Source organism: Streptomyces sp. NPDC003393, assembly GCF_053589015.1.
In genome coordinates this window covers 99,840-120,717 of record NZ_JBSFRB010000002.1, presented here as the reverse complement: position 1 = coordinate 120,717, position 20,878 = coordinate 99,840, and the positions used below count along the sequence as shown (strand labels likewise).

The window sequence follows — 20,878 nt, the reverse complement described above, 5'->3', positions numbered from 1 at the left end:
GCCCCACCACCCGGTGACCTGCTGGTTTCCCCGCTTCAGGGGCCGTTGTCAGTGGCCTGCGGTAGCTTCCGAAGTGCTGGGCGCGACAAACGCGCACGGACGGAACGGCCACAGGGGTGGGTGGACCACGATGAGCAACGGTACGGCGACGGCGGACCTCGACGCAGAGCTGGAGAAGTACCGGGTCGAGCTGACCGGTTACTGCTACCGCATGCTCGGCTCGTCCTTCGAGGCGGAGGACGCGGTACAGGACACCCTGGTCCGCGCCTGGCGCAGCCACGACAAGTTCGAGGGCCGCTCCAGCCTTCGCTCCTGGCTGTACCGCATCGCGACGAACGTGTGCCTGGACATGCTGTCGGCGGGAAACAAGCGGGCGCGGCCGATGGATCTGACGGAGTCGACGCCGCTGGCCCAGGCGGCGCTGGCACCCCGCCCGGACAGCACCTGGCTGGAGCCGATGCCGGACGGCCGGGTCCTGCCGGCGGTCCAGGACCCGGCGGAGGCCGCGGTCGCCAAGGAATCCGTGCGGCTGGCCTTCATGGCCACCCTCCAGCAGCTGCCGGCCAAGCAGCGGGCCGTGCTGATCCTGCGCGAGGTGCTGGCCTGGAAGGCGAGCGAGGTCGCCGAGCTGCTCGACACCACGGTCGCCTCGGTCAACAGCGCGCTGCAGCGGGCGCGGGCCACGCTCGCCGAGCGGGAGGACTCCGGTGCCCGCGCCGATGTGTCCGACCCGCTGGACGAGGAGCAGCAAAAGCTCCTGGAGCGCTATGTGAAGGCGTTCGAGGGGTACGACATGACGGCGCTGACCGCGCTGCTGCACGAGGACGCGGTGATGACGATGCCGCCGTTCGACCTGTGGCTGACCGGCTCGGGGGACATCACGGGCTTCATGACGACGCTCGGCTCGGCCTGTGCGGGCTCGCGCCTGCTGCCGGTGCGGGCGAACGGGCTGCCGGGCTTCGCGCAGTACAAGCCGGACCCGGAGAAGGGCGGCTTCACGCCGTGGGCCGTGCAGGTGCTCGAGATCTCAGACGGCCGGATCATCGGTTTCCACTGCTTCCTCGACACCCAGCGCTGGTTCCCGCTGTTCGGACTGCCCCTCCGTCTCGAAGGCGAGGCCGACCAGGCGGAGCAGGGCGTGTAGCGCCGGACCGGGGTCGCGCAGCCGGATGCGGCCCCCGGCCCGCCGGGCGGCCAGCTGAAGCCGGGCCAGCAGGTCGACGGTGCCGAGGCCGGGCGGTCCCAGCCCGCCCACGTCGCACACCACGACACCGGCTCCGGTCCTCTCCAGCAGACCGCAGACGTCGTCGCACAGCCCCCTCACCTCCTCCCGGGTGACGGGGCCGGCGAGCACGAGCACGGCGGGTGTCTTGGCGTCCACGATCGGTAGACCCTGCTGCGGGCGACAACTCATCGCGGCGGGGCCGCCCGCCGGAGATCACATTGACCTGCCGCCCTCCCTCCGCGGAGGGTGAGTGCATGCCCCATGGATCAGCACCGCCCTGGATACCCGACGGCCTCCTCCCCCGTGCCGAGGAGGCCGTGTGCAAGGGGTGCTGACCGGTTTCGCGGTCATCGCGGTCGTGATCGGCGTCGGCTATCTGATCGGGCGGCGCGGCCACCTCGGCGACCAGGGTCAGGAGGTGCTGACCAAGCTGGCCTTCCATGTGGCGACCCCGGCCCTGCTGTTCACCACGCTGGCCCGGGCCGACCTGTCGGTGGTCTTCTCCGGCCGGCTGCTGGTGACGGCGGCGAGCACGGCGGTGGTGGCCGGCGTGTTCGTGGCGTTCGGCGTGCTGCGGCACTGGGGCGTGGGCCGCACCACGATCGGCGCCCTGTGCTCCAGCTACGTCAACTCCGGCAACCTGGGCATCCCGATCGCCGTGTACGTGCTCGGGGACGCCTCGCTGGTGGCCCCGGTGCTGCTGTTCCAGCAGATCCTGGTCACACCGATCGCCCTGACGATCCTGGACCTGTCCGGCGCGGGCGAGAAGGGCCCCCTGTGGCGGCGGCTGCTGACCCCGCTGCGCAACCCGGTCGCGGTGGGCGCCCTGAGCGGCGTACTGATCTCGGCGACCGGCGTGCGCGTGCCCGGCCCGGTGATGGAGCCGCTCACCCTCATCGCCAACATGTCCGTCCCGGCCGTCCTGCTGGCCTTCGGCATCGCCCTGCGCGGCAGCGCGGCCCCCGGCCGGGGCCGGGACCGTGAACCGGTCCTGCTGTCGGTGGCGTTGAAGTCGGTGGGTCAGCCGGTCGTCGCCTGGGCCCTGGCGACGAGCGTCTTCGGGCTGCGGGGCCCGCAACTGCTGGACGTGGTGGTGACCTCGGCCCTGCCCGCCGCCCAGAACCTCTTCACCTACGCCGGCCGCTACCGGGTGGGCGAGTCACTGGCCCAGCAGTCGATCCTGCTGTCGACCATCGCGTCGGTGCCGGTGCTGGTGGTGGTTGCGGCGTTGTTGGGGTGACCGCGTATCAGTCCACCGGGAACTCGCTGGTGTCGATCACGACGTCGAAGGGGGCGGGCAGCTTGACGGGTTCGCCGAACTTGGCCGTGGCCAGGGGACGGTGGACGTCACCCTTCGGCTCTCCGTAGAGCGTCACGGTGGGCCCGTCGGGGGCCCAGCGGTCGACGAGGAGGTACAGCGGGATGCCGGCGGTGGCGTAGGCGGCGGGCTTGCTGATGCGGTCGTGGCGGGCGTTGGACTTGGACGTCACCTCGACGACGAGTTCGGCGAGAGCGGCCGGGACGTGTGTGTCCGATTCCGCGCACTCCGGTCGCGGAGCCACCACAAGGTCCGGAATGAGCATGCCCAGACGCGACGGCACGGCGATCGCCAGTGTCCGGTAGATCCCCCAGTCGTCGGGGATCGCGGAATAGAGGCGACGCTGGATCAGCTCCGCGATGACGTTGTGGCGGGGTGCGGGAGCAGGCGACACGGTGATGATCCCCTCGATGATCTCCACCTTGCTGCCCTCGGGCCATTCCATCTCCTCCCAGAACCGGACGAGGTCGTCCCAGCTCTGGTCGGGGTCCTGGCTCACGGTGAGTGCGCTCATGGCGGTTCTCCCATCGGTGCGTCACCGATCCCAGCATGCCGAACGGGACCGGTGCAGGTCCACCGATCCCGTTCATCCGAATGGGGAAACCGCAGGTCAGGCGATACGTTCCAGCACCACCGGGGACGCCGTGAAGGCCGTGCCCGGCGCCGCGATGTCGTACGAACCCTCGACCGCCTCGAGGGCGTACTCGAAGCGCTCCGGGGTGTCCGTGTGGAGGGTCAGGAGGGGCTGGCCCGCCGTCACCGTGTCGCCGGGCCTGGCGTGGAGTTCGACGCCCGCCGCCGCCTGCACCGGGTCCTCCTTGCGGGCGCGGCCGGCGCCGAGGCGCCAGGCGGCGACGCCGATGCCGTAGGCGTCGAGGCGGGTCAGGACGCCGGCGGCGCCAACCTTGACCACGTGCTGTTCCTTCGACGTCGGCAGAGGCGCGTCCGGGTCGCCGCCCTGGGCGGCGATCATGCGGCGCCAGACGTCCATCGCCGAGCCGTCGGCCAGGGCCTTGGCGGGGTCGGCGTCCTTCAGGCCGGCCGCGTCCAGCATCTCCCGGGCCAGCGCCAGGGTCAGCTCCACCACGTCCGCCGGGCCGCCGCCGGCCAGGACCTCCACGGACTCGCGGACCTCCAGGGCGTTGCCCGCCGTCAGACCGAGCGGCGTCGCCATGTCGGTGAGCAGGGCGACCGTCTTCACGCCGTGGTCCGTCCCGAGTCCGACCATGGTGGACGCCAGCTCACGGGCGTCCTCGATGGTCTTCATGAAGGCGCCGGAGCCCACCTTGACGTCCAGGACCAGGCTGCCCGTGCCCTCCGCGATCTTCTTGGACATGATGGAGGAGGCGATCAGCGGGATCGCCTCGACCGTGCCGGTCACGTCGCGCAGGGCGTAGAGCTTCTTGTCGGCGGGGGCCAGTCCGTCGCCCGCCGCGCAGATCACCGCGCCGGTCGTGTCGAGGACGTTCAGCATCTCCTCGTTCGACAGCAGGGCCCGCCAGCCGGGGATCGACTCCAGCTTGTCCAGCGTGCCGCCGGTGTGGCCGAGGCCCCGGCCGGACAGCTGGGGGACGGCGGCGCCGCAGGCGGCGACCAGCGGGGCCAGCGGAAGCGTGATCTTGTCGCCGACGCCGCCCGTGGAGTGCTTGTCGGCGGTGGGGCGGGACAGGGAGGAGAAGTCCATGCGCTCGCCGGAGGCGATCATCGCTGCGGTCCAGCGGGCGATCTCCCGGCGGTTCATGCCGTTGAGGAGGATGGCCATGGCGAGCGCGGACATCTGCTCGTCGGCGACCTCCCCGCGGGTGTACGCGTCGATGACCCAGTCGATCTGCGCGTCGCTGAGCTCGCCGCGGTCCCGCTTGGTGCGGATGACGGAGATGGCGTCCATGGCCATGGGTGGGGTTCCTTCCGGGTGCGAAGGGGGACGGCCCCGTGCGGGCCGGCCACGAGGGACGGCTCGTACGGGGCCGCGGGGTCGTTACTTGGCGAGGTGGTCCGGGCCGAAGGCCTGCGGCAGCATCCGGGACAGCGGCAGGATCCCCTCCGGGGTCTCCAGCAGCAGGTCCGGCCCGCCGAACTCGTACAGCAACTGCCGGCAGCGTCCGCACGGCACGAGGATCTCGCCGTGGCCGTCCACGCAGGTGAAGTGGGTGAGCCGGCCGCCGCCGCTGTTCTGGAGCTGCGAGACGAGTCCGCATTCGGCACAGAGGCCGAGACCGTAGGAGGCGTTCTCCACGTTGCAGCCGGTGACGACCCGGCCGTCGTCGACCAGCGCGGCGACGCCGACCGGGTAGCCGGAGTAGGGGGCGTAGGCGCGGCACATCGCCGCGCGCGCCTCCTCGCGCAGGCCGTCCCAGTCGACCGTCGTCGCGTCCGAGATCACTTGCCCTGTCCCTTCCGGTACCGCATGCCGTCCGCCCTGGGCATCCGCAGGCGCTGCGCGGACAGCGACAGCACCAGCAGGGTGACGACGTAGGGGGTGGCACCCACGAAGTCGCCCGGCACCTCGTCCGTGACCAGGTACCAGACCAGGACGAGCGCGGCCATGACGGCGCTGATCACACCCTGCCACAGGGCCTTGCGGTAGAGCTTCCAGCCGGCGAGCGCCGCGAGAAGAACCACCAGGAGGAGCAGCAGCGCGTGCACGGTCACTCCGCCGTTGCGCAGCTGGAGCGCGTCGGAGAAGCCGAACAGGCCCGCGCCCATCGCCAGGCCGCCCGGCCGCCAGTTTCCGAAGATCATGGCGGCGAGGCCGATGTAACCGCGTCCGCCGGTCTGGCCCTCCAGGTAGATGTGCGAGGTGACCAGCGAGAGGAAGGCGCCGCCGAGGCCGGCGAGGCCGCCCGAGACGGCTACGGCCGCGTACTTGTGCCTGTACACGTTGACGCCGAGGGACTCCGCGGCGATCGGGTTCTCACCGCAGGAGCGCAGCCGCAGACCGAACGGGGTGCGCCACAGCAGCCACCAGGTCCCGACGAACAGCACCACGGCCAGGATGGTCACCACGGACAGGTTGGTGACCAGACCGCCGAGGATGCCGGCGAGATCGGAGAGGAGGAACCAGTGGTGCTTCTCGACCGAGTGCAGGGCGTCCGAGAGGCCGGGCACGTCGAAGTTGGGCAGCGAGTCCGAGGGCGGGGACTGCTTGGGGTTGCCGCCGGCCTCCGCCGCATCGCCGTCCACGAAGAAGAGCTTGGCGAGGTACTGGGTGGCGCCGAGCGCGAGCAGGTTGATCGCTACACCGGAGACGATGTGGTCGACGCCGAAGGTGACGGTGGCGACGGCGTGCACCAGGCCGCCGAGGACACCGAAGCCGATGCCGCACAGCAGGCCGAGCCAGGGGCTGGACTGCCAGCCGATCCAGCCGGCGCCGAAGGTGCCGAGGATCATCATGCCCTCGAGGCCGATGTTGACCACACCGGCCCGTTCGGACCACAGGCCGGCGAGGCCGGCCAGTCCGATCGGCACGGCGAGGCCCAGCGCGGCGCTGATCTGGCCGGCGGAGTCGAGCTGGTTGGCACCGGTGATCACGCGGACCGCGGCGACGAGCAGCAGGGCGCCCGCGACGATCATGAGGATCTGGCCGAGCGACCGGCCCTGGCGCTTGGCCGCGGCGTCCGCCTTGGGCGCCACGGGCGGTGGCGTGTCGGTCTTCGTGGCAGTCATCACGCCACCTCCTGCTTCTTCATCGGGGCGACGGCCTGGGCGGCGAGTTCGGCGCCGACCCGCTGCTGCTGGCGCTTGAGGCCGTAGCGGCGGACGACCTCGTAGGCGATCACGACGCACAGGACGATGACGCCCTGGATCACGCCGAGGATCTCCTTGTCGTAGCCCTCGAACTCCAGGTGGTTGGTGGTGCGCTCCAGGAAGCCCCACAGGAGGGCGCCCAGGGCGATGCCGACCGGGTGGTTGCGGCCGAGCAGGGCGATGGCGATGCCGGTGAAGCCGATCCCGTTGGGGAAGCTGTTGTCGTACTGGTAGCTCTCGTTCAGCAGCGTGGGCATGCCGATCAGACCGGCCACCCCACCCGAGATGATCATGCTGGTGGCGACCATCTTCTTGACAGACACACCGCTCGCGGAGGCGGCGCTCTCGGACTGGCCGACGGTGCGCAGGTCGAAGCCGAACCGGGTGCGGCCGAGCACGAACCAGTAGGCGAGACCGACGACCACGGCGACGACGATGAAGCCGTCCAGGACGCCGGCCGGGCCGGTGTCGATGTTGAAGAAGTGCGAGGAGGCGTGCAGCGGCTTGGTGGAGACGAGGGTGCCGGCCTGGTCGAGCTGGCCGAGCTTTCCGGGCTGGAGCAGGTAGCCGATGATCGCGGTGGCGATCGAGTTCAGCATGATCGTCGAGATCACCTCGCTGACACCCCGCGTCACCTTGAGAACGCCCGCGATGGCCGCCCACAGGGCACCGGTCGCCATGGCGGCCAGGACGATCAGCGGGACGGCGATCCAGCCGGGCACGGCCAGCGCGCCGCCGAGCACGGCGGCGATGAACGCGGCGAGCCGGTACTGGCCGTCGACGCCGATGTTGAACAGGTTCATGCGGAAGCCGAGGGCCACCGCGACACCCGCCAGGTAGTACGTCGTCGCCTTGTTCAGGATGAAGACCTGGCTGTCGCTGGCGGAGCCGTAGGTCACCATGTCGCTGAAGGCGTCGCCCGGGTTCTTGCCGGTGGCGAGGATGACCAGGGTCGTGACGACGAGCGCGGCGACCACGGCGAGCAGCGGCGCCGCGATCCCGAGGAGCAGCCGCTCCTTGTCGATCCGTTGGGTCAGCTTGTTCATCGGTCGGCGTCCTCTGTGTGCTCCAGGTGGCCGGTGGCCGCACCCGTCATGGCGGAGCCCAGCTCCTCGGGGGTGATGGTGGCGGGGTCGGCGTCGGCGACCAGGCGGCCGCGGTACATCACCCGCAGGGTGTCGGAGAGCCCGATGAGCTCGTCCAGGTCGGCGGAGATCAGCAGCACGGCCAGGCCCTTGCGGCGGGCCTCGCGGATGTGGTCCCAGATCGCGGCCTGCGCGCCGACGTCCACACCCCGGGTGGGGTGCGCGGCGATGAGGAGCTTCGGGTCGTGGCTCATCTCGCGGCCGACGATCAGCTTCTGCTGGTTGCCGCCGGACAGCGAGGCGGCGGTCACCTCGATGCCCGGGGTGCGCACGTCGTAGGCCTGGACGATGCGGTCGGTGTCGGCGCGGGCGGCCTTGAGGTCGAGCAGTCCGCCGCGCGAGTTGGGCCGCTCGGTGACGTGGCCGAGGATGCGGTTCTCCCACAGCGGCGCCTCGAGGAGCAGGCCGTGGCGGTGGCGGTCCTCGGGGATGTAGCCGACGCCGGCCTCGCGGCGGTGGCGGGTGGGGGCGTGGGAGATGTCGCTGCCGTCGAGGGTGATCGTGCCGGCGTCGGGGTCGCGGATGCCCATGATGGCCTCGACCAGTTCCGACTGGCCGTTGCCCTCCACACCGGCGATGCCGAGGACCTCGCCCTTGTGGATGGTGAAGGAGATGTCGTCGAGGATGATCCGCTCGACGCCGTCGAGGTCGGTCTGCGCCAGGCGCAGGCCTTCCACCTTCAGCAGCGGGACGTCCGTGACGGTGGACTCCTCGGTCTCCGGCGTGGGCAGTTCACTGCCGACCATGAGCTCGGCGAGTTGCTTGGTGGTGGTCGTCGCCGGGTCGACCGTGCCGACCGTGGTGCCGCGCCGGATGACGGTGATCTCGTCGGCGACGGAGAGCACCTCGCCCAGCTTGTGGGAGATGAAGATGACGGTGAGCCCCTCCGCCTTCAGCTCGCGCAGGTTGTCGAAGAGGGCGTCGACCTCCTGCGGCACGAGGACGGCGGTGGGCTCGTCGAGGATGAGGGTCCTGGCGCCGCGGTAGAGGACCTTGAGGATCTCCACGCGCTGGCGGTCGGCGACGCCGAGTTCCTCCAGGAGGACGTCCGGCCGCACGTTCAGCCCGTAGGCGTCGGATATCTCCTTGATCTTGGCGCGCGCCTTGGCGCCGATGCCGTAGAGCTTCTCCGCGCCGAGGACGACGTTCTCCAGGACGGTGAGGTTGTCGGCGAGCATGAAGTGCTGGTGCACCATGCCGATGCCGCGGGCGATGGCGTCGGCGGGGTTGTGGAAGGTGACCTGTTCGCCGCCCACCGTGATGGTGCCCTCGTCCGGCTGCTGCATGCCGTAGAGGATCTTCATCAGGGTGGACTTGCCGGCGCCGTTCTCACCGCACAGGGCATGGACGGTGCCCGTGCGGACCGTGATGTCGATGTCGCGGTTGGCGACGACGCCGGGGAAGCGCTTGGTGATGCCGCGCAGTTCGACGGCAGCGGGAGGGCTGGACGCGTTGATGGCGCACTCTCCTCGGGGAAAGGGGCTGCGGGGGGAGGGCAGGCGTCGGCGACGCTAGCGCGACAACTCCTTGCTACGCGCGTAGAGTTGACACATTGTTATGGCTCGACGAGGGGCTGCGCTGCGGCCCCTCGTCGAGCCGGGTCCGACGGGACCCATCAGGTCACGGGGTGGTCTTGACCTTGATGCTGCCGTCGACGATCTTCTTCTTCGCGTCGTCCAGCTTGGCCTGGATGTCGTCGATGAAGCCCCCGCTGGTGGCCAGCGAGACGCCGTCCTTGGCGAGCGAGTAGGTGTTGACGCCCGTCAGCGGCTTGCCGTCGTGGACGGACTTGATGAAGTCGTAGACACCGACGTCGACGTTCTTGACCATCGACGTCAGGATCGAGTTCTTGTACTTGGCCAGGCCCGGGATGTTGTACTGGTCGGAGTCCACGCCGATGGCCCAGGTGCCCTTGGCGCCGCTGACCGCCTCGATCGCGCCGTTGCCGGAGGAGCCGGCCGCCGAGTAGATGACGTCGGCGCCCTTGTCGAGCATGCCCTGCGCGGCCTCCTTGCCCTTGTCGGGGCTGGCGAAGCCGGAGGTGTCCGAGCCGTGGCTCAGGTACTGGGTCTCGACCTTGATCTTCGGGTTGGTGTCGTGGACGCCCTGGACGTAACCCGCCTCGAACTTCTTGATCAGCGGGACGTCGACGCCGCCGATGAAGCCGACGTGGTCCTTCTTGGTCTTCAGCGCGGCAGCGACACCGGCCAGGTAGGAGCCCTGCTCCTCGGTGAAGGTGATGCTGTCGACGTTGTTGACGTCCACCACCGAGTCGACGATGCCGAAGCTGGTCTTCGGGAACTTGGCGGCGACCTTCTTCATCGACTCGGAGTACGCGTAGCCGACGCCGATGATCGGGTTGTAGCCGGCCTGGGCCAGGTCCGACAGGCGCTGCTCGCGGTCGGCCTCGGTGTCCGAGGTCTTGGCGGTCAGCTCCTTGATCTCGCCGCCGAACTCGCTCTTGGCCTTGTCGGCACCGCGCGCGGCGGAGTCGTTGAAGGAGCGGTCACCACGGCCGCCGACGTCGAAGGCGAGGCCGATCTTGACGCCCTTGCCGTCACTGGAGGAAGAGGAGGACGACGACTTGTCGTTCTTCTCGGAGGAGGTGCTGCCACAGGCAGTGGCAGACAGTGCGAGTGCTGCGGTGGCGACGCCCACAGCGGAAAGCTTGGCTACCCGGCGCACGGGAAGGCTCCTTCACCTGACCTGAGCGCCGTGTCGGCGCTTGATGTGAGCACCACACCAGTGCTCGAACCGAGACGCCCCGACGGCGCCGGCTTCGGCATCGTAACGCGCGTAGATGTCAGAAAAAGACCTCTCGCGAAGCCGTTATCGATTCGAGGCAAACGGCGTCTGAACTCAGGCTCTGGCGGCTGTGCGGGGCGGATTTCGGGCCGTGGCCGCCTGGCTTGTTACCGCCGGGAGCCAGGCGGTGCGACGGCCCCGTCGAGGGCCGCCGCGTGCCGTTCCGCCGATCCGCTCACCGGAGCAGCGCCGGCCGGGGCAGGGCTCGCCGGGGCCTGCTCACCGGCCCACGGCGCACCTGCCCACGGCTCACCGGGGCACCGCTCATCGGGGCACCGCTCACCGGCCCGCCGCGTGGAGCAGGGCGGCGGCCGTGAAGAGCTCCACGCCCACCCGGATCGCGGACTCGTCGGCGTCGAAGTCGCCCTGGTGCAGGTCGCGCAGCGTGCGCTCGCCCGGGGTACGGACGCCGAGCCGGGCCATGGCACCGGGCACGTGCTCCAGGTACCAGGAGAAGTCCTCGCCGCCCAGGCTCTGCTCGGTGCTCTCGACGGAGTCCGCGCCGCGCCGCGCCACCATGGCCTCGCGCAGCAGTTCGGTCGCGCCGGGTTCGTTGACGACCGGCGGCACCCCGCGGACGTAGTTGATCTCTGACTTGGCCTTGTGCAGGTTGGCGACCTCGTCGATCGCGGCGACCACGATGTCGGGCGCGTGCCGCCAGGCGTTGATGTCCAGGCAGCGCACGGTCCCGGAGAGCTCGGCGTGCTGCGGGATGACGTTCGGGGCGTGCCCCGACTCGATGCGCCCCCAGGTCACCGCCAGCCCGGCGCGGGTGTCGACCCGGCGGCCGACGAGCGCGGGCACGTCGGTGACGACCCGGGCGGCGGCGGTGACGAGGTCGGTGGTCAGATGCGGCCGGGCGCTGTGACCGCCGGGACCGTCCAGCGAGACCTCCAGCCGGTCGCAGGCGGAGGTGATGGCGCCCTGCCTCAGCCCGATCATCCCGGCGTCCACCCGGGGGTCGCAGTGCACGGCGACGATCCGCGCCACCCCGTCCAGCACGCCGGCCTTGATCGCCTCGGCGGCGCCGCCGGGCAGCACCTCCTCGGCGGGCTGGAAGACCAGCCGCACGGGCCGGGACAGCAGCCCCTGCCGGTGCAGGTCGGCGAGGACGAGTCCGGTGCCGAGCACCACGGTGGTGTGCACGTCGTGGCCGCAGGCGTGGGCGCGGTCGGGCACGGTCGAGCGGTACGGGCAGTCCGTCTTGGTGTCGGGGATGGGCAGCGCGTCGATGTCGGCGCGCAGCGCGAGGATGCCCCGCGCGGTGCCGCTCGCGCCGTCACCCAGGGGCACGTCCGGCGCGTCACCCGGCGCGTCACCGAGCAGATCGTCCAGCTCCTCCCCGTAGCCGTCCGGGCTCACGCCGGCGTCCAAGCCGATGTCACAGACGAGTCCCGTGCCGCTGGGCAGCACGCGCGGCGCCAGCCCGGCCTTCTCCAGGCGCTCCTTGATCGCGGCGGTGGTGCGGAACTCCTGGTTGCCGAGCTCCGGGTGCATGTGCAGGTCGCGACGGAACGCGACGAGTTCGGCGAACAGCGCCTCCGGCAGGGTGCCGGGCAGGGCGGCTTCCGCGGGGAGATCGGCCTCGGACTCTGGGGACATCAGTTGCTTCACCCTCTGAAGGGTATGCCGCCGGGCCGGTCAACTGACCCTCGATCAACAAAAGTTCAGCCCGTCAGGGGAAGAAAAACCGGCCGTCGGCGCATAGGTATCGGCTGGGATGGGTACACTCGCCCGTCTTGACCGGCCGAGTGGATCACGGAATCCCCGGAGGTGGCACCGCCACACCCTGGCACCCGTCCCACTGTGCTTTTCTCCAGGCATACCACGCTTCACGGGAACCACGCCCGAATTGTTCACTTGGCGGACATCACCGGACGGCCCGCCGTGCGGCCGCTGACCAGGCGGCCCTAGGGAGAACAGGGCCGAACGAGGCTCTCTCCGGTCTGGCCCGTCCGGGCGATACGACACATGTCACGGACCGTGACGCCCGCCCAGCCAGTCAGTCAGTCACTCCTCGGCGAACACCTCCGCAGCGTCCTTGGCATGCACGGCCCTCCGCATCCACAGTTCGAGCCGTTCACGACTCCCGCAGAGGTTCACACGCGACCGGACAAGGTTGGTGACCGGGAAGCCGCGCCACTTCAGGACGGCGAAGACCAGTTGGCGATCAGCCTTGAGGTGCTGCTGCCTGTGCCAGTAGTCGAGAACCTCATCATCGGTCGGCGTTCTCGCCGCCGCCTTCACGTCGCCGGACTCCACTCTCACTCCTCGGCGAACAACGATGCCGCGTCCGCCGCGTGCACCGCTCGCTGCGCCCAGATCTCGAGCTGGTCCAGATCCGGGCACGCGCCCACACGCTCACGGACAGCGTCCGTCACGGGGATGCCGCGCGACTGCAAAATGCGGTGGATCAGTTCGCGAAGCCTCTGACGCCCCGCCTCAAGCCCTACCTCAAGCCCTTCCTGACGCCCTTCCTGACGCCCTTCCTGACGCCCTTCCTCTCGGCCTTCCTCGCGCACCCGCTCGGCCACCTGGTGCCGAAAGAAGTACTGGGTCGCCGTCATCAGGTCCCTCCAGATCTGCTTCGCCTGAGGGTCGGTCAGGCAGGAGTCGACGAACTGTACGAAGGCTGCGGCGCTGTCGGGGTCGAGCTCCTCCAGGCCGGCCACCAGGGATTCCAGTATGGCGGCGACTCGTGGCCCCCGACCGTGTGTCATGGCCGAGAGCACCGCAAGAGGTGGGTCCTGCCTCGCCTGACGCTCGTCCACGATCACCGGCACGTTGTCCGGGCCGAGCACGAGTGGTCGTACCGTCAGTGAGTACCACCCCGGAAAGCCGAGCTGGATGGGGCGCGACGCCCACCGTGCCGTGGCGCTGCTCTGGGTGATGACGATCAGCACCGGCTCGCAGCGGTACTTCTCGTACAGGAACGACAGGTAGTAGGGCCAGCTGCCCCGCTTGCGTTCGTCCACCTTGCCCTGGGACTCGACCACGAGGAGATACGTCCCCTCGTCCGTCTCCGCCCGCAGCAGTGTGTCCACGCGGCGCTCGACCGGTTCGATCTCCGTGAGGTCCACGTTCAGCGCGGCGATCTCCCGCGGTTTGGGAAACGGCACGTTCAGCACGCGTTGTAAGGCCTTGGTCAGCAGTTCGGGTTCCTTCTGGAAGATGCGGTGCAGCGCCTCGTGCGACGAGCCGACCATCAGCTCTCCTTTCCGTACGACGTGATCAACGAGCTACGCCGCGAGAAGTTCGCACCACACGTACTTTCCGTGGTCGCCGAAGCGGGTCGACGGGCGCCAGCCCCAGTGGTCCGCGCAGGCCGTCACCAAGGCGAGGCCCCTCCCCTCCTCCTCCACCTCGCCCACCTGCTCCAGCGGTCGTGGCGGGTCCGGCGGGGCCGGGTCCGTGTCCCACGCCCCGATCCACACCACGCCCTGCCGGGTGCGGCGGATCCTGAGCGCGGCCGGCCCCTTCGTGTGGCGTACGGCGTTCGAGACCAGCTCCGCCGCCAACAGTTCCGCCGTGTCCACCAGGCCGATCAGTCCGTGCATGGTCAGGATGAGGCGCAGGGTGCGGCGGCAGACCGTGACCGCTCTGGGGTCGTTGGGGATGTAGAGGGTGTAGTCCCAGGACTCGGTCGGCTCGCTTCCGGGCATGCGTCATCAACTCCGGGCGGTGAAGGGGGTCTCCGCGCGCGGTGGCCTTGCCGCAGCCGTCATGGCACGACGGTGCGGTGCGCTTCCGCTGCGTGTGCGTTGCGTCACCGACCGTAGGGCTAATTGTTTAAATCCCGCAAGCGGATCACGTACCCTGACACCCGAACGGGGCGTGCTGACAGGCGCGTTGAGAGGATCGAACGATGGCACTGAGGAGCGAACCGACAGCACGTCAGTTGCGGCTGGCGACCGAGCTGCGCAGGCTCCGCGACGCTGCGGGCCTCACCGCCCGGGAGGCAGCGACCCTACTGGGGGTGACTGCTCCGGTCATCAGCCAGATCGAGTCCGGCATCGCAGGGGTGAGCGAGAAACGGTTGCGCCGCCTCGCAGCCCATTACGCCTGTACAGATAGGGAGTTCATCGATGCCCTGGTAGCCATGGCCACCGATCGGACGCACGGCTGGTGGGAGGAGTACCGGGGTCTCCTGCCCACATCATTCCTGGATCTGTCCGAGCTGGATCACCACGCACGGCTTCTACGCAACGTAGCCACCCTGTACGTGCCCGGGCTGCTCCAGACGGAGGACTACGCCCGCGCGGTGTTCTCCAACAGAATCCCCGAACTCGACGAGAACGAAATCGACTTGCGCGTCGACCACCGAATGAGGCGCCAACAGCACGTCGTCGTCCCTTATGAGGGCGTGATCCATGAAGCGGCGCTGCGCATCAGGGTCGGCGACCGTGCGACGTCACGCGCCCAACTCGTCCGCATCCTCGAACTCTCCGAGTCGGATCGCATCACAGTGCGCGTGATCCCCTTCGACTTGGACGGCTTCGGGCTGGCCACGAGCACGATGACTTACGTGAGTGGCCCCGTACCCAAGTTGGACACGGTGGTCCGCGATGCTCCCCATGGGACCGTCTTCATCGACGCAGATGCTCAACTCGGCGCCTTTCAAAGGCTTTTGCGTAAGGTGGAAGACGCGTCACTCGAGCCCGAGCGCTCGTGCGACTTCATTCACAGGTTGTCGAAAGAGCTGTGAGGTATCCGATGACCACCCCCGACAACTGGCGGAAGTCCTCTTACTCCGGCCCAGGAGACGGCAACGACTGCTTGGAGATCGCCAGCTCCCCCACCTACATAGCCGTCCGCGACTCCAAAGCCCCCGCCAGAGCCACCCTCACCTTCCCCACGGAAGCCTTCGCCGCCTTCCTCGGCTCCCTCAAGACCCCCGAGCGTCGCTAGTGCCGTGACCGGACAGGTTCACCGAGGTCTCGTGGTCTGCGGGTGCGCGAGTCACCGCTGCTCCCCGGTTTCGGCTGGTCGCAGGGCTGAACGACGTCGTTCGCATGGTTGTAATCAACTTGCTGCCGACCCGGGCGGGCGGGCAGGGTCTGGATCATGCTCGAACTCCGCACTGTGGAATCAGACGACTGGCCCCTCTGGCGGGAGTTGCGGCTGGCCGCACTTGCCGAGGCGCCCTACGCGTTCGGATCGACGCTGGCCCAGTGGCAGGGCTCCGGCGACCGAGAGGAACGCTGGCGTGCCCGTCTGTCGATTCCTGGCGCGCACGATCTCGTCGCGCTCCTCGACGGTCTTCCGGTGGGCATGGCCAGCGGAGTGCCGGGCGAGGGAGCAGAGAACGTGGAGTTGATCTCGATGTGGGTCAACCCGACGGCTCGGGGCAAAGGCGTGGGCGACTGCCTGATCCAGGCGGTCGAGCGGTGGGGGGTGGCGCGCGGCGCCACGACTCTGCGGTTGTCCGTGATGCCGGACAACCGAAAGGCGACCGCGCTCTATGAGCGGCACGGTTTCACGGACACGGGTGAGCCCGGCGATCTTCTGCCCGATGGCGTCGGCAGGGAGCGGGTCATGGCGAAGCGCCTGGCCGCTGTCTGATCTCCACATCCGGCATCGCGGGATCACTCAACCGGTCAGGCTGCGGCGGCGAGGGGCGTCCGCCCCAGCGCATGCCCTTCTCCCTGCGCATGCGGCGAACCTACACGGTCACGGCACTAGAGCACCCCCACCGCCAGGCGGTGCACGTCCCGTGCCGTCCCCGTCACCCCCGACAGGAACCCCTGTGCTCGCGGGGACGCCGTCTCGGTGAGCCAGGCGGGGTCGATGTCGCAGACCGCGACCCTCACCCCCGTGCCCGCCAGGGCCAGCGGCAGGGTGTGGACGACCGTCGACGGGAAGCTGAGGATCGTACGGCCGATGGGGCCGCGGCGGGCTGTCAGCTCCAGGGGGAGGTCGGGGCGGACTATCTCCAGTCCCGTTTCCCGCGCCAGCCTGTGCAACTTCTCCGTGCTCTCGCGGCGGTGGGCGAAGTAGCGGGTGGCGCCATGGGTCCTGGCCAGGGCGCGGACCGCCTCCAGATAGTGGCCGACGTCGACCACACCCGTCTCGACCAGGGACGTGCCGACCAGGTCCGCGCCCTTGGTGAGGCGCGGTGGGCCGAAGCGGGCCCGGGTCCAGGCGAAGTCGTTGGCGGTGACCGTGACGCCGTCCGGGGCCTCCGTCACCGGCATGGACGAGAAGACTTCCACGCTGCGGCCCTGCCGCGGGGTGAGGCGGCGGCGGGCCGAGGAGGACACCGGCGCGAACAGCAGGTCCCTGGGCCCGCGCCGGCCCCCCTTGCGGTGCCAACGGACCAGGCGTTCGCCACGGGCCAGCTGGGCGACGAACTCCATGGTCGCCGTGCCGTCGTCCACCACCACCAGATCGCGGGCCCGGGTGATCGTCAGCAGCAGCTGGACGTAGCGGGAGAACGGGTCGCCGATGACGACCCGGTCGGCCCGGCGGAGCGGGCCCGCCAGGCCGCCGATCGTGTGGAAGGGGGCGGTCGTGCCGCCCCGGGCCTCCTCCCAGCGCACCCGGTACCCCTCGTCCCGGGCGAGGTCGGCCGTGCGGCGCAGCTGGCCCCGGGTCATGGGGTCGGCCGGGGACAGCACGACGACGGTGAGCTGTGCTTCTTCCGGTGCCGGGCCGCCGTCCGGTGCCGGGCCGTTCAGGCCGTGGTGGTGCGCCCACTCCATGACGTTCAGCAACTGGACCGGGCTCTCGACGAAGGCGAGGGTGCGACTGTGGGGTCGGGGGCTCATCGGCGTACGACCGTCCCGTCGTGAGGGAACCATGGGGAGACCAGCGGGGAACCAGTGAGGCGATCAGGCGCGCAGGGCGTTCAGACCGCGACCGGCTCGCCCGCCGCCGCGGCGATCTCCGCCTCGGCGACGACGCCGGTGACGCGGCGCAGCTTCCTCATCGGGGCGAGCTCGGAGTCGTAGACCTTCTTCACGCCGTCACCGAGGGACGCCTCGATCACGCGGATGTCGCGGACCAGGCGTTCCAGGCCCTGCGGCTCCACGGAGGCCGCCTGGTCGGAGCCCCACATGGCGCGGTCGAGGGTGATGTGGCGCTCGACGAAGGAGGCGCCGAGGGCGACGGCGGCCAGCGTGGTCTGCAGGCCCGTCTCGTGGCCGGAGTAGCCGATCGGGACGTTCGGGTACTCCTTCTCCAGCGTGTCGATCACGCGGAGGTTGAGCTCCTCGGCCTTCGCGGGGTACGTCGAGGTGGCGTGGCACATCAGGATGTTGTCGCTGCCGAGCACCTCCACCGCGTGGCGGATCTGCTTCGGGGTGGACATGCCGGTGGAGAGGATGACGGTCCGGCCGGTGGCGCGCAGTTCGCGCAGGAGTTCGTCGTCCGTCAGGGAGGCCGAGGCCACCTTGTGGGCGGGCAGGTCGAACTTCTCCAGGAAGGCGACGGCCTCGGTGTCCCACGGGGAGGCGAACCAGTCGATCCCCTTCTCCTTGCAGTACTCGTCGATCCGGCGGTACTCGTCCTCACCGAACTCCACGCGGTGGCGGTAGTCGATGTAGGTCATCCGGCCCCAGGGGGTGTCGCGCTCGATGTCCCACTGGTCGCGGGGGGTGCAGATCTCGGGTGTGCGCTTCTGGAACTTCACGGCGTCGCAGCCGGCCGCGGCGGCCACGTCGATCAGCTTGAGGGCGTTGTCCAGCTCACCGTTGTGGTTGATGCCGATCTCGCCGCAGACGTAGACGGGACGGCCGGGGCCGACCTCGCGCGAACCGAACGTACGCAGACGGGAGTTGGTGCTCATCAGGGATGTCCTTAATCGGGGAGGGAGTCGAGACCGGGGCCGAGGATCCAGCCGGCGATCTCTCGGATCGCGCCGTCACCGCCCGGGACGGTGGTGACCGCGCGTGCGGCGCCGCGTACGACGTCGTGGGCGCTCGCGACCGCGACGGGCCAGCCGACGAGGGCGAAGCACGGCAGGTCGTTGACGTCGTTGCCGACGTAGAGCACGCGCTCCGGCGCGATGCCCTGCTCCTCGCACCACTGCTTCAGCGCGAGGTCCTTGCGGTCGACGCCGTGCAGCACGGGAAGCCTGAGCTTCCGGGCGCGGGCGGCGACCACCGGGTTCTGTTCCGTGGACAGGATCAGCATCTTCAGGCCGCCGCGGCGCAGGGCCGCGATGCCCAGCCCGTCGCCGCGGTGCACCGAGACGAATTCCCGTCCCTCGGAGTCGATCAGCACCCGGTCGTCGGTCTGGGTGCCGTCGAAGTCCAGTACGACCGCGTCGATGTCGGCGGCGGTCGGGAGGGCGCCGGGCCGGTCCGCGTCGAGCAACGGCGCCAGGGCCCGCGCCCGCGCCAGGTCGTGCGGGTCGTCTATCTCCAGCACCCGGGCCGGGTCGGTGCGGACGAGTTCCGTCCGGCCGAAGAAGCGGTGCCCGTGGGCGCGGAACCCGGCCGCGTCCATCGCGTAGGCGGCGCCGGTCTCCAGGAAGTCCTGGGGGCGGTCCTGGCGGCGGGGGCGGAAGGACTTGTCGTGGTTGACGCCGTGTCCGCCCTCGCCCTCCTCCTCGACGCGGCGCCAGACGAAGCCGTGGAAGGGGGCCACGGTGACGGCGGTGTCCGCGCCGTTCTCGACGACCGCGCCGGCCACCCCGTCTATGTCCTCGCGGACGATGAACGGGCTGGTGCACTGCACGAGCAGCACCACGTCGACCGCCGCGCCGTGCAGCGCCTCGTGGACGTCCATGGCGTGCAGGACCGCGGCCTCCGAGGTCGCCGTGTCCCCGGCGATGGCTGCGGGCCGCAGCACGACCTCGGCGCCGGCCTCCCGAGCGGCGGCCGCGATGGCCTGATCGTCGGTGGACACCACGACGTCGGTCACCAGCCGGGTCGCCCGGCACGCGCGGACCGCGCGCGCCACCAGCGGGACCCCGCCGACCGGCGCGAGGTTCTTCGCGGGGACTCCCTTGGAGCCGCCGCGCGCGGGGATCACCGCGAGCACGCGGCGCACCCCGGCTGCTGTCTCGGACATGGGCTTTTCTCCTCGCGGGGTCACAGCTCGCCCATCCGCCGGATCACCGGGGCGACGCGCTGCACGCCGTGGCGGTAGGCGCCGCGGGCGGCGCGGCGGACGATCCGCCGGACGGCTCCGGGCTCCTTGTCGCCGGCCGGGGCGCCCGGCAGCGGGGCGCCGTCGGGGCCGAGGTGGTGGCGGGCGAGGATGCCCGGCAGACAGCCGGGGGCGGTGGCGGGCGTGTAGTAGGGGCTCAGGGGCGGCAGTCCGCCGGGCGCGGCCAGCAGTTCGGTGACGCGGGCGCGGGCCGTGTCGAAGGCGGTGGCGTACGAGCCGCCCCCGGAGGAGGGGCTCCCGGTCGCGACGCCCTGCCGGGCCACCCACGTCTCGTCGGGCACCGGGAGGTGGCCGGCGTCCAGCTGGTCCCAGGAGGCCAGGCAGCCGGAGCCGACGAAGTGGTGGTTGCCGAGTGCCTCGCGCACGCCCAGGTCGGTGAGGATCACCGTGGGGATGCGGCGGTGCAGTGCCTCCAGGGCGGCCGTGGAGCTGACCGTGACGAGCAGGTCGGTGCGGTCCAGGACCTCCCCCATGTGGCCGTGGACCAGGCGGAGGTTGGGCGGCAGGGCGGTCCTGCGCGCCAGCTTCTGGTACGGCAGTTCCTCGATGTGGGTGGTGTGCTCGCCGGGCCTGGAGCGCAGCTTGAGCAGCACCTCGCGGTCGGGGTGCAGCCGGGCGTGGCGGACCAGCCGGTCCAGCAGGTACGCGCGCTCCTCGCGGCGCTCGGGGACGGAGGGCTGGGCCGCGAACACCACGGCGTACGGCTGGTGCTCGCCTTCGTACGCGGCACCGTCCAGGAACGGCAGCGCCGCTTCGGTGACCGCCGAGGCGTCGGCGCCCACCCCTTCGTAGACGGCGCGGAAACGGTCCGCGTCCTGGCGGGAGTTGGCGAGCACCAGGTCGGCGCCGTGGCGCAGCAGCAGGCCGTCGGCGAGCTTCTCGTAGACGACGCCGACGTACCCGGTGACGACCACGGGACGCCGCTCACGGCCCTCCCACACCCGCTTCAGCCCGTGCAGCAGGGCCTGCACCCCGCCGCCGACGAGCGCGAGGACGAGCACGTCGTACGACCTCGCGGCCTCGGCGTCCACGCCCCCGGCGTCCGCATCCGCGCCGGACCGGCCCGCGCCGGACCCGCCGACGCCCCACTCGCTCTCGGGGGCCGTCGCACGCAGGAACTCGACGGCGGTCACCTCGCGCAGCGAGTCCGCGCGGACGCCGACCTCCGTCAACTGGCGGGCGGTGGGGGTGGCTCGGCCCCGCAGGAGGTAGCCGTCCAGGCGGATGTCCGAGGCGTCGGGCTCGGCGGCGACCAGGCGCTTCGCGGTGAGCGCGCCCCATTTCCACCGGGTGTCGGAATCCGCGAGAACAGCGACTCGCCTGATCTTCATTGCACTTGCTGGCACACCGAAGACCGTAGGAAGGCATTTCTAGGTGCGACCCAACTCGAACGCAACAAACGGTTAACAGCGCACCGCCGAACGGCGAATCGGGCCGGGAAACCGCGAAAGAAGCCGTGGTTAACGGCATCGCCACGCACCGTTCATCCACGGTCGAACTGGAGGTAAAGACACGGGCGGGCCC

Annotated in this window: 21 protein-coding genes; 5 read left to right on the top strand and 16 right to left on the bottom strand. The window is 70.4% G+C overall.

Translation table 11 applies throughout. The features are described from left to right. Positions 1 to 130 precede the first annotated feature (130 nt). Positions 131 to 1,144 (top strand): sigma-70 family RNA polymerase sigma factor, encoded by a 1,014-nt coding sequence (locus ACWDUZ_RS02565; RefSeq protein WP_451629915.1) that lies wholly within the window; start codon positions 131 to 133, stop codon positions 1,142 to 1,144. On the opposite strand, the gene ACWDUZ_RS02560 is transcribed toward ACWDUZ_RS02565, so the two are convergent. Continuing rightward, positions 1,028 to 1,414: an STAS domain-containing protein gene (locus ACWDUZ_RS02560; RefSeq protein ID WP_451629914.1), complete on the bottom strand. Its 387-nt coding sequence runs from the start codon at positions 1,412 to 1,414 to the stop codon at positions 1,028 to 1,030. The two genes, ACWDUZ_RS02565 and ACWDUZ_RS02560, sit on opposite strands and share 117 nt — an antisense overlap. Positions 1,415 to 1,544: 130 nt before the next feature. Between ACWDUZ_RS02560 and ACWDUZ_RS02555 the strand changes: the two genes are divergently transcribed. Beyond that, positions 1,545 to 2,465, top strand: a complete 921-nt coding sequence (locus tag ACWDUZ_RS02555) for an AEC family transporter (protein ID WP_451629913.1) — start codon at positions 1,545 to 1,547, stop codon at positions 2,463 to 2,465. A gap of 7 nt (positions 2,466 to 2,472) precedes the next feature. Here the strand turns inward: ACWDUZ_RS02555 and ACWDUZ_RS02550 are convergent, their stop codons facing one another. The 11 genes from ACWDUZ_RS02550 to ACWDUZ_RS02500 all read right to left on the bottom strand — a co-directional run bounded on the left by ACWDUZ_RS02550 (position 2,473) and on the right by ACWDUZ_RS02500 (position 13,902). Then, positions 2,473 to 3,057, bottom strand: a complete 585-nt coding sequence (locus tag ACWDUZ_RS02550; RefSeq protein WP_451629912.1) for a Uma2 family endonuclease — start codon at positions 3,055 to 3,057, stop codon at positions 2,473 to 2,475. 96 nt (positions 3,058 to 3,153) lie between these two features. Beyond that, positions 3,154 to 4,437 carry a thymidine phosphorylase gene (locus ACWDUZ_RS02545; RefSeq protein WP_451629911.1) on the bottom strand — a complete coding sequence of 428 codons (1,284 nt, stop codon included), beginning with the start codon at positions 4,435 to 4,437 and terminating at the stop codon, positions 3,154 to 3,156. 84 nt (positions 4,438 to 4,521) lie between these two features. Then, on the bottom strand, positions 4,522 to 4,923 hold the full coding sequence (locus tag ACWDUZ_RS02540) for a cytidine deaminase (protein ID WP_451630172.1): 402 nt from the start codon (positions 4,921 to 4,923) through the stop codon (positions 4,522 to 4,524). After that, positions 4,923 to 6,209, bottom strand: a complete 1,287-nt coding sequence (locus tag ACWDUZ_RS02535; RefSeq protein WP_451629910.1) for an ABC transporter permease — start codon at positions 6,207 to 6,209, stop codon at positions 4,923 to 4,925. The genes ACWDUZ_RS02540 and ACWDUZ_RS02535 overlap by 1 nt, the downstream gene beginning before the upstream one ends. Next, positions 6,209 to 7,336 carry an ABC transporter permease gene (locus ACWDUZ_RS02530; RefSeq protein WP_451629909.1) on the bottom strand — a complete coding sequence of 376 codons (1,128 nt, stop codon included), beginning with the start codon at positions 7,334 to 7,336 and terminating at the stop codon, positions 6,209 to 6,211. The genes ACWDUZ_RS02535 and ACWDUZ_RS02530 overlap by 1 nt, the downstream gene beginning before the upstream one ends. Next, a complete protein-coding gene (locus tag ACWDUZ_RS02525) occupies positions 7,333 to 8,859 on the bottom strand; it encodes an ABC transporter ATP-binding protein (protein WP_451630171.1) in 1,527 nt (508 codons plus the stop codon). Before ACWDUZ_RS02525 ends, ACWDUZ_RS02530 begins: the two co-directional genes overlap by 4 nt. Positions 8,860 to 9,055: 196 nt before the next feature. Next, entirely contained in the window at positions 9,056 to 10,120 is a 1,065-nt protein-coding gene (locus ACWDUZ_RS02520; protein WP_451629908.1) for a BMP family lipoprotein, read from the bottom strand. Between the two features lie 399 nt (positions 10,121 to 10,519). Then, positions 10,520 to 11,842, bottom strand: a complete 1,323-nt coding sequence (locus ACWDUZ_RS02515) for an amidohydrolase (protein ID WP_451629907.1) — start codon at positions 11,840 to 11,842, stop codon at positions 10,520 to 10,522. Positions 11,843 to 12,250: 408 nt separating this feature from the next. After that, the gene (locus tag ACWDUZ_RS02510; protein ID WP_451629906.1) at positions 12,251 to 12,502 is read right to left on the bottom strand and encodes a hypothetical protein; all 252 of its coding nucleotides are present in this window, start codon (positions 12,500 to 12,502) and stop codon (positions 12,251 to 12,253) included. A 2-nt stretch (positions 12,503 to 12,504) separates the two neighbouring features. After that, on the bottom strand, positions 12,505 to 13,446 hold the full coding sequence (locus ACWDUZ_RS02505; protein WP_451629905.1) for a hypothetical protein: 942 nt from the start codon (positions 13,444 to 13,446) through the stop codon (positions 12,505 to 12,507). 33 nt (positions 13,447 to 13,479) lie between these two features. Further along, positions 13,480 to 13,902: an ATP-binding protein gene (locus tag ACWDUZ_RS02500; RefSeq protein ID WP_451629904.1), complete on the bottom strand. Its 423-nt coding sequence runs from the start codon at positions 13,900 to 13,902 to the stop codon at positions 13,480 to 13,482. 203 nt (positions 13,903 to 14,105) lie between these two features. Between ACWDUZ_RS02500 and ACWDUZ_RS02495 the strand changes: the two genes are divergently transcribed. From ACWDUZ_RS02495 to ACWDUZ_RS02485, 3 genes are all read left to right on the top strand, one after another. Then, entirely contained in the window at positions 14,106 to 14,945 is an 840-nt protein-coding gene (locus ACWDUZ_RS02495) for a helix-turn-helix domain-containing protein (RefSeq protein ID WP_451629903.1), read from the top strand. 8 nt (positions 14,946 to 14,953) lie between these two features. Then, entirely contained in the window at positions 14,954 to 15,148 is a 195-nt protein-coding gene (locus tag ACWDUZ_RS02490) for a DUF397 domain-containing protein (protein ID WP_451629902.1), read from the top strand. Between the two features lie 156 nt (positions 15,149 to 15,304). Continuing rightward, positions 15,305 to 15,802 (top strand): N-acetyltransferase family protein, encoded by a 498-nt coding sequence (locus ACWDUZ_RS02485; protein ID WP_451629901.1) that lies wholly within the window; start codon positions 15,305 to 15,307, stop codon positions 15,800 to 15,802. Between the two features lie 116 nt (positions 15,803 to 15,918). Here ACWDUZ_RS02485 and ACWDUZ_RS02480 read toward each other — a convergent pair whose 3' ends face one another. The 4 genes from ACWDUZ_RS02480 to ACWDUZ_RS02465 all read right to left on the bottom strand — a co-directional run bounded on the left by ACWDUZ_RS02480 (position 15,919) and on the right by ACWDUZ_RS02465 (position 20,700). Next, complete coding sequence (locus ACWDUZ_RS02480; protein WP_451629900.1) at positions 15,919 to 17,007, bottom strand: hypothetical protein; 1,089 nt, start codon at positions 17,005 to 17,007, stop codon at positions 15,919 to 15,921. 80 nt (positions 17,008 to 17,087) lie between these two features. Next, a complete protein-coding gene (locus ACWDUZ_RS02475; protein ID WP_451629899.1) occupies positions 17,088 to 18,026 on the bottom strand; it encodes an N-acetylneuraminate synthase family protein in 939 nt (312 codons plus the stop codon). A gap of 11 nt (positions 18,027 to 18,037) precedes the next feature. Beyond that, the gene (locus ACWDUZ_RS02470; RefSeq protein WP_451629898.1) at positions 18,038 to 19,255 is read right to left on the bottom strand and encodes a cytidylyltransferase domain-containing protein; all 1,218 of its coding nucleotides are present in this window, start codon (positions 19,253 to 19,255) and stop codon (positions 18,038 to 18,040) included. Positions 19,256 to 19,275: 20 nt separating this feature from the next. Then, the gene (locus ACWDUZ_RS02465; protein WP_451629897.1) at positions 19,276 to 20,700 is read right to left on the bottom strand and encodes a DUF6716 putative glycosyltransferase; all 1,425 of its coding nucleotides are present in this window, start codon (positions 20,698 to 20,700) and stop codon (positions 19,276 to 19,278) included. Positions 20,701 to 20,878: the final 178 nt, after the last annotated feature.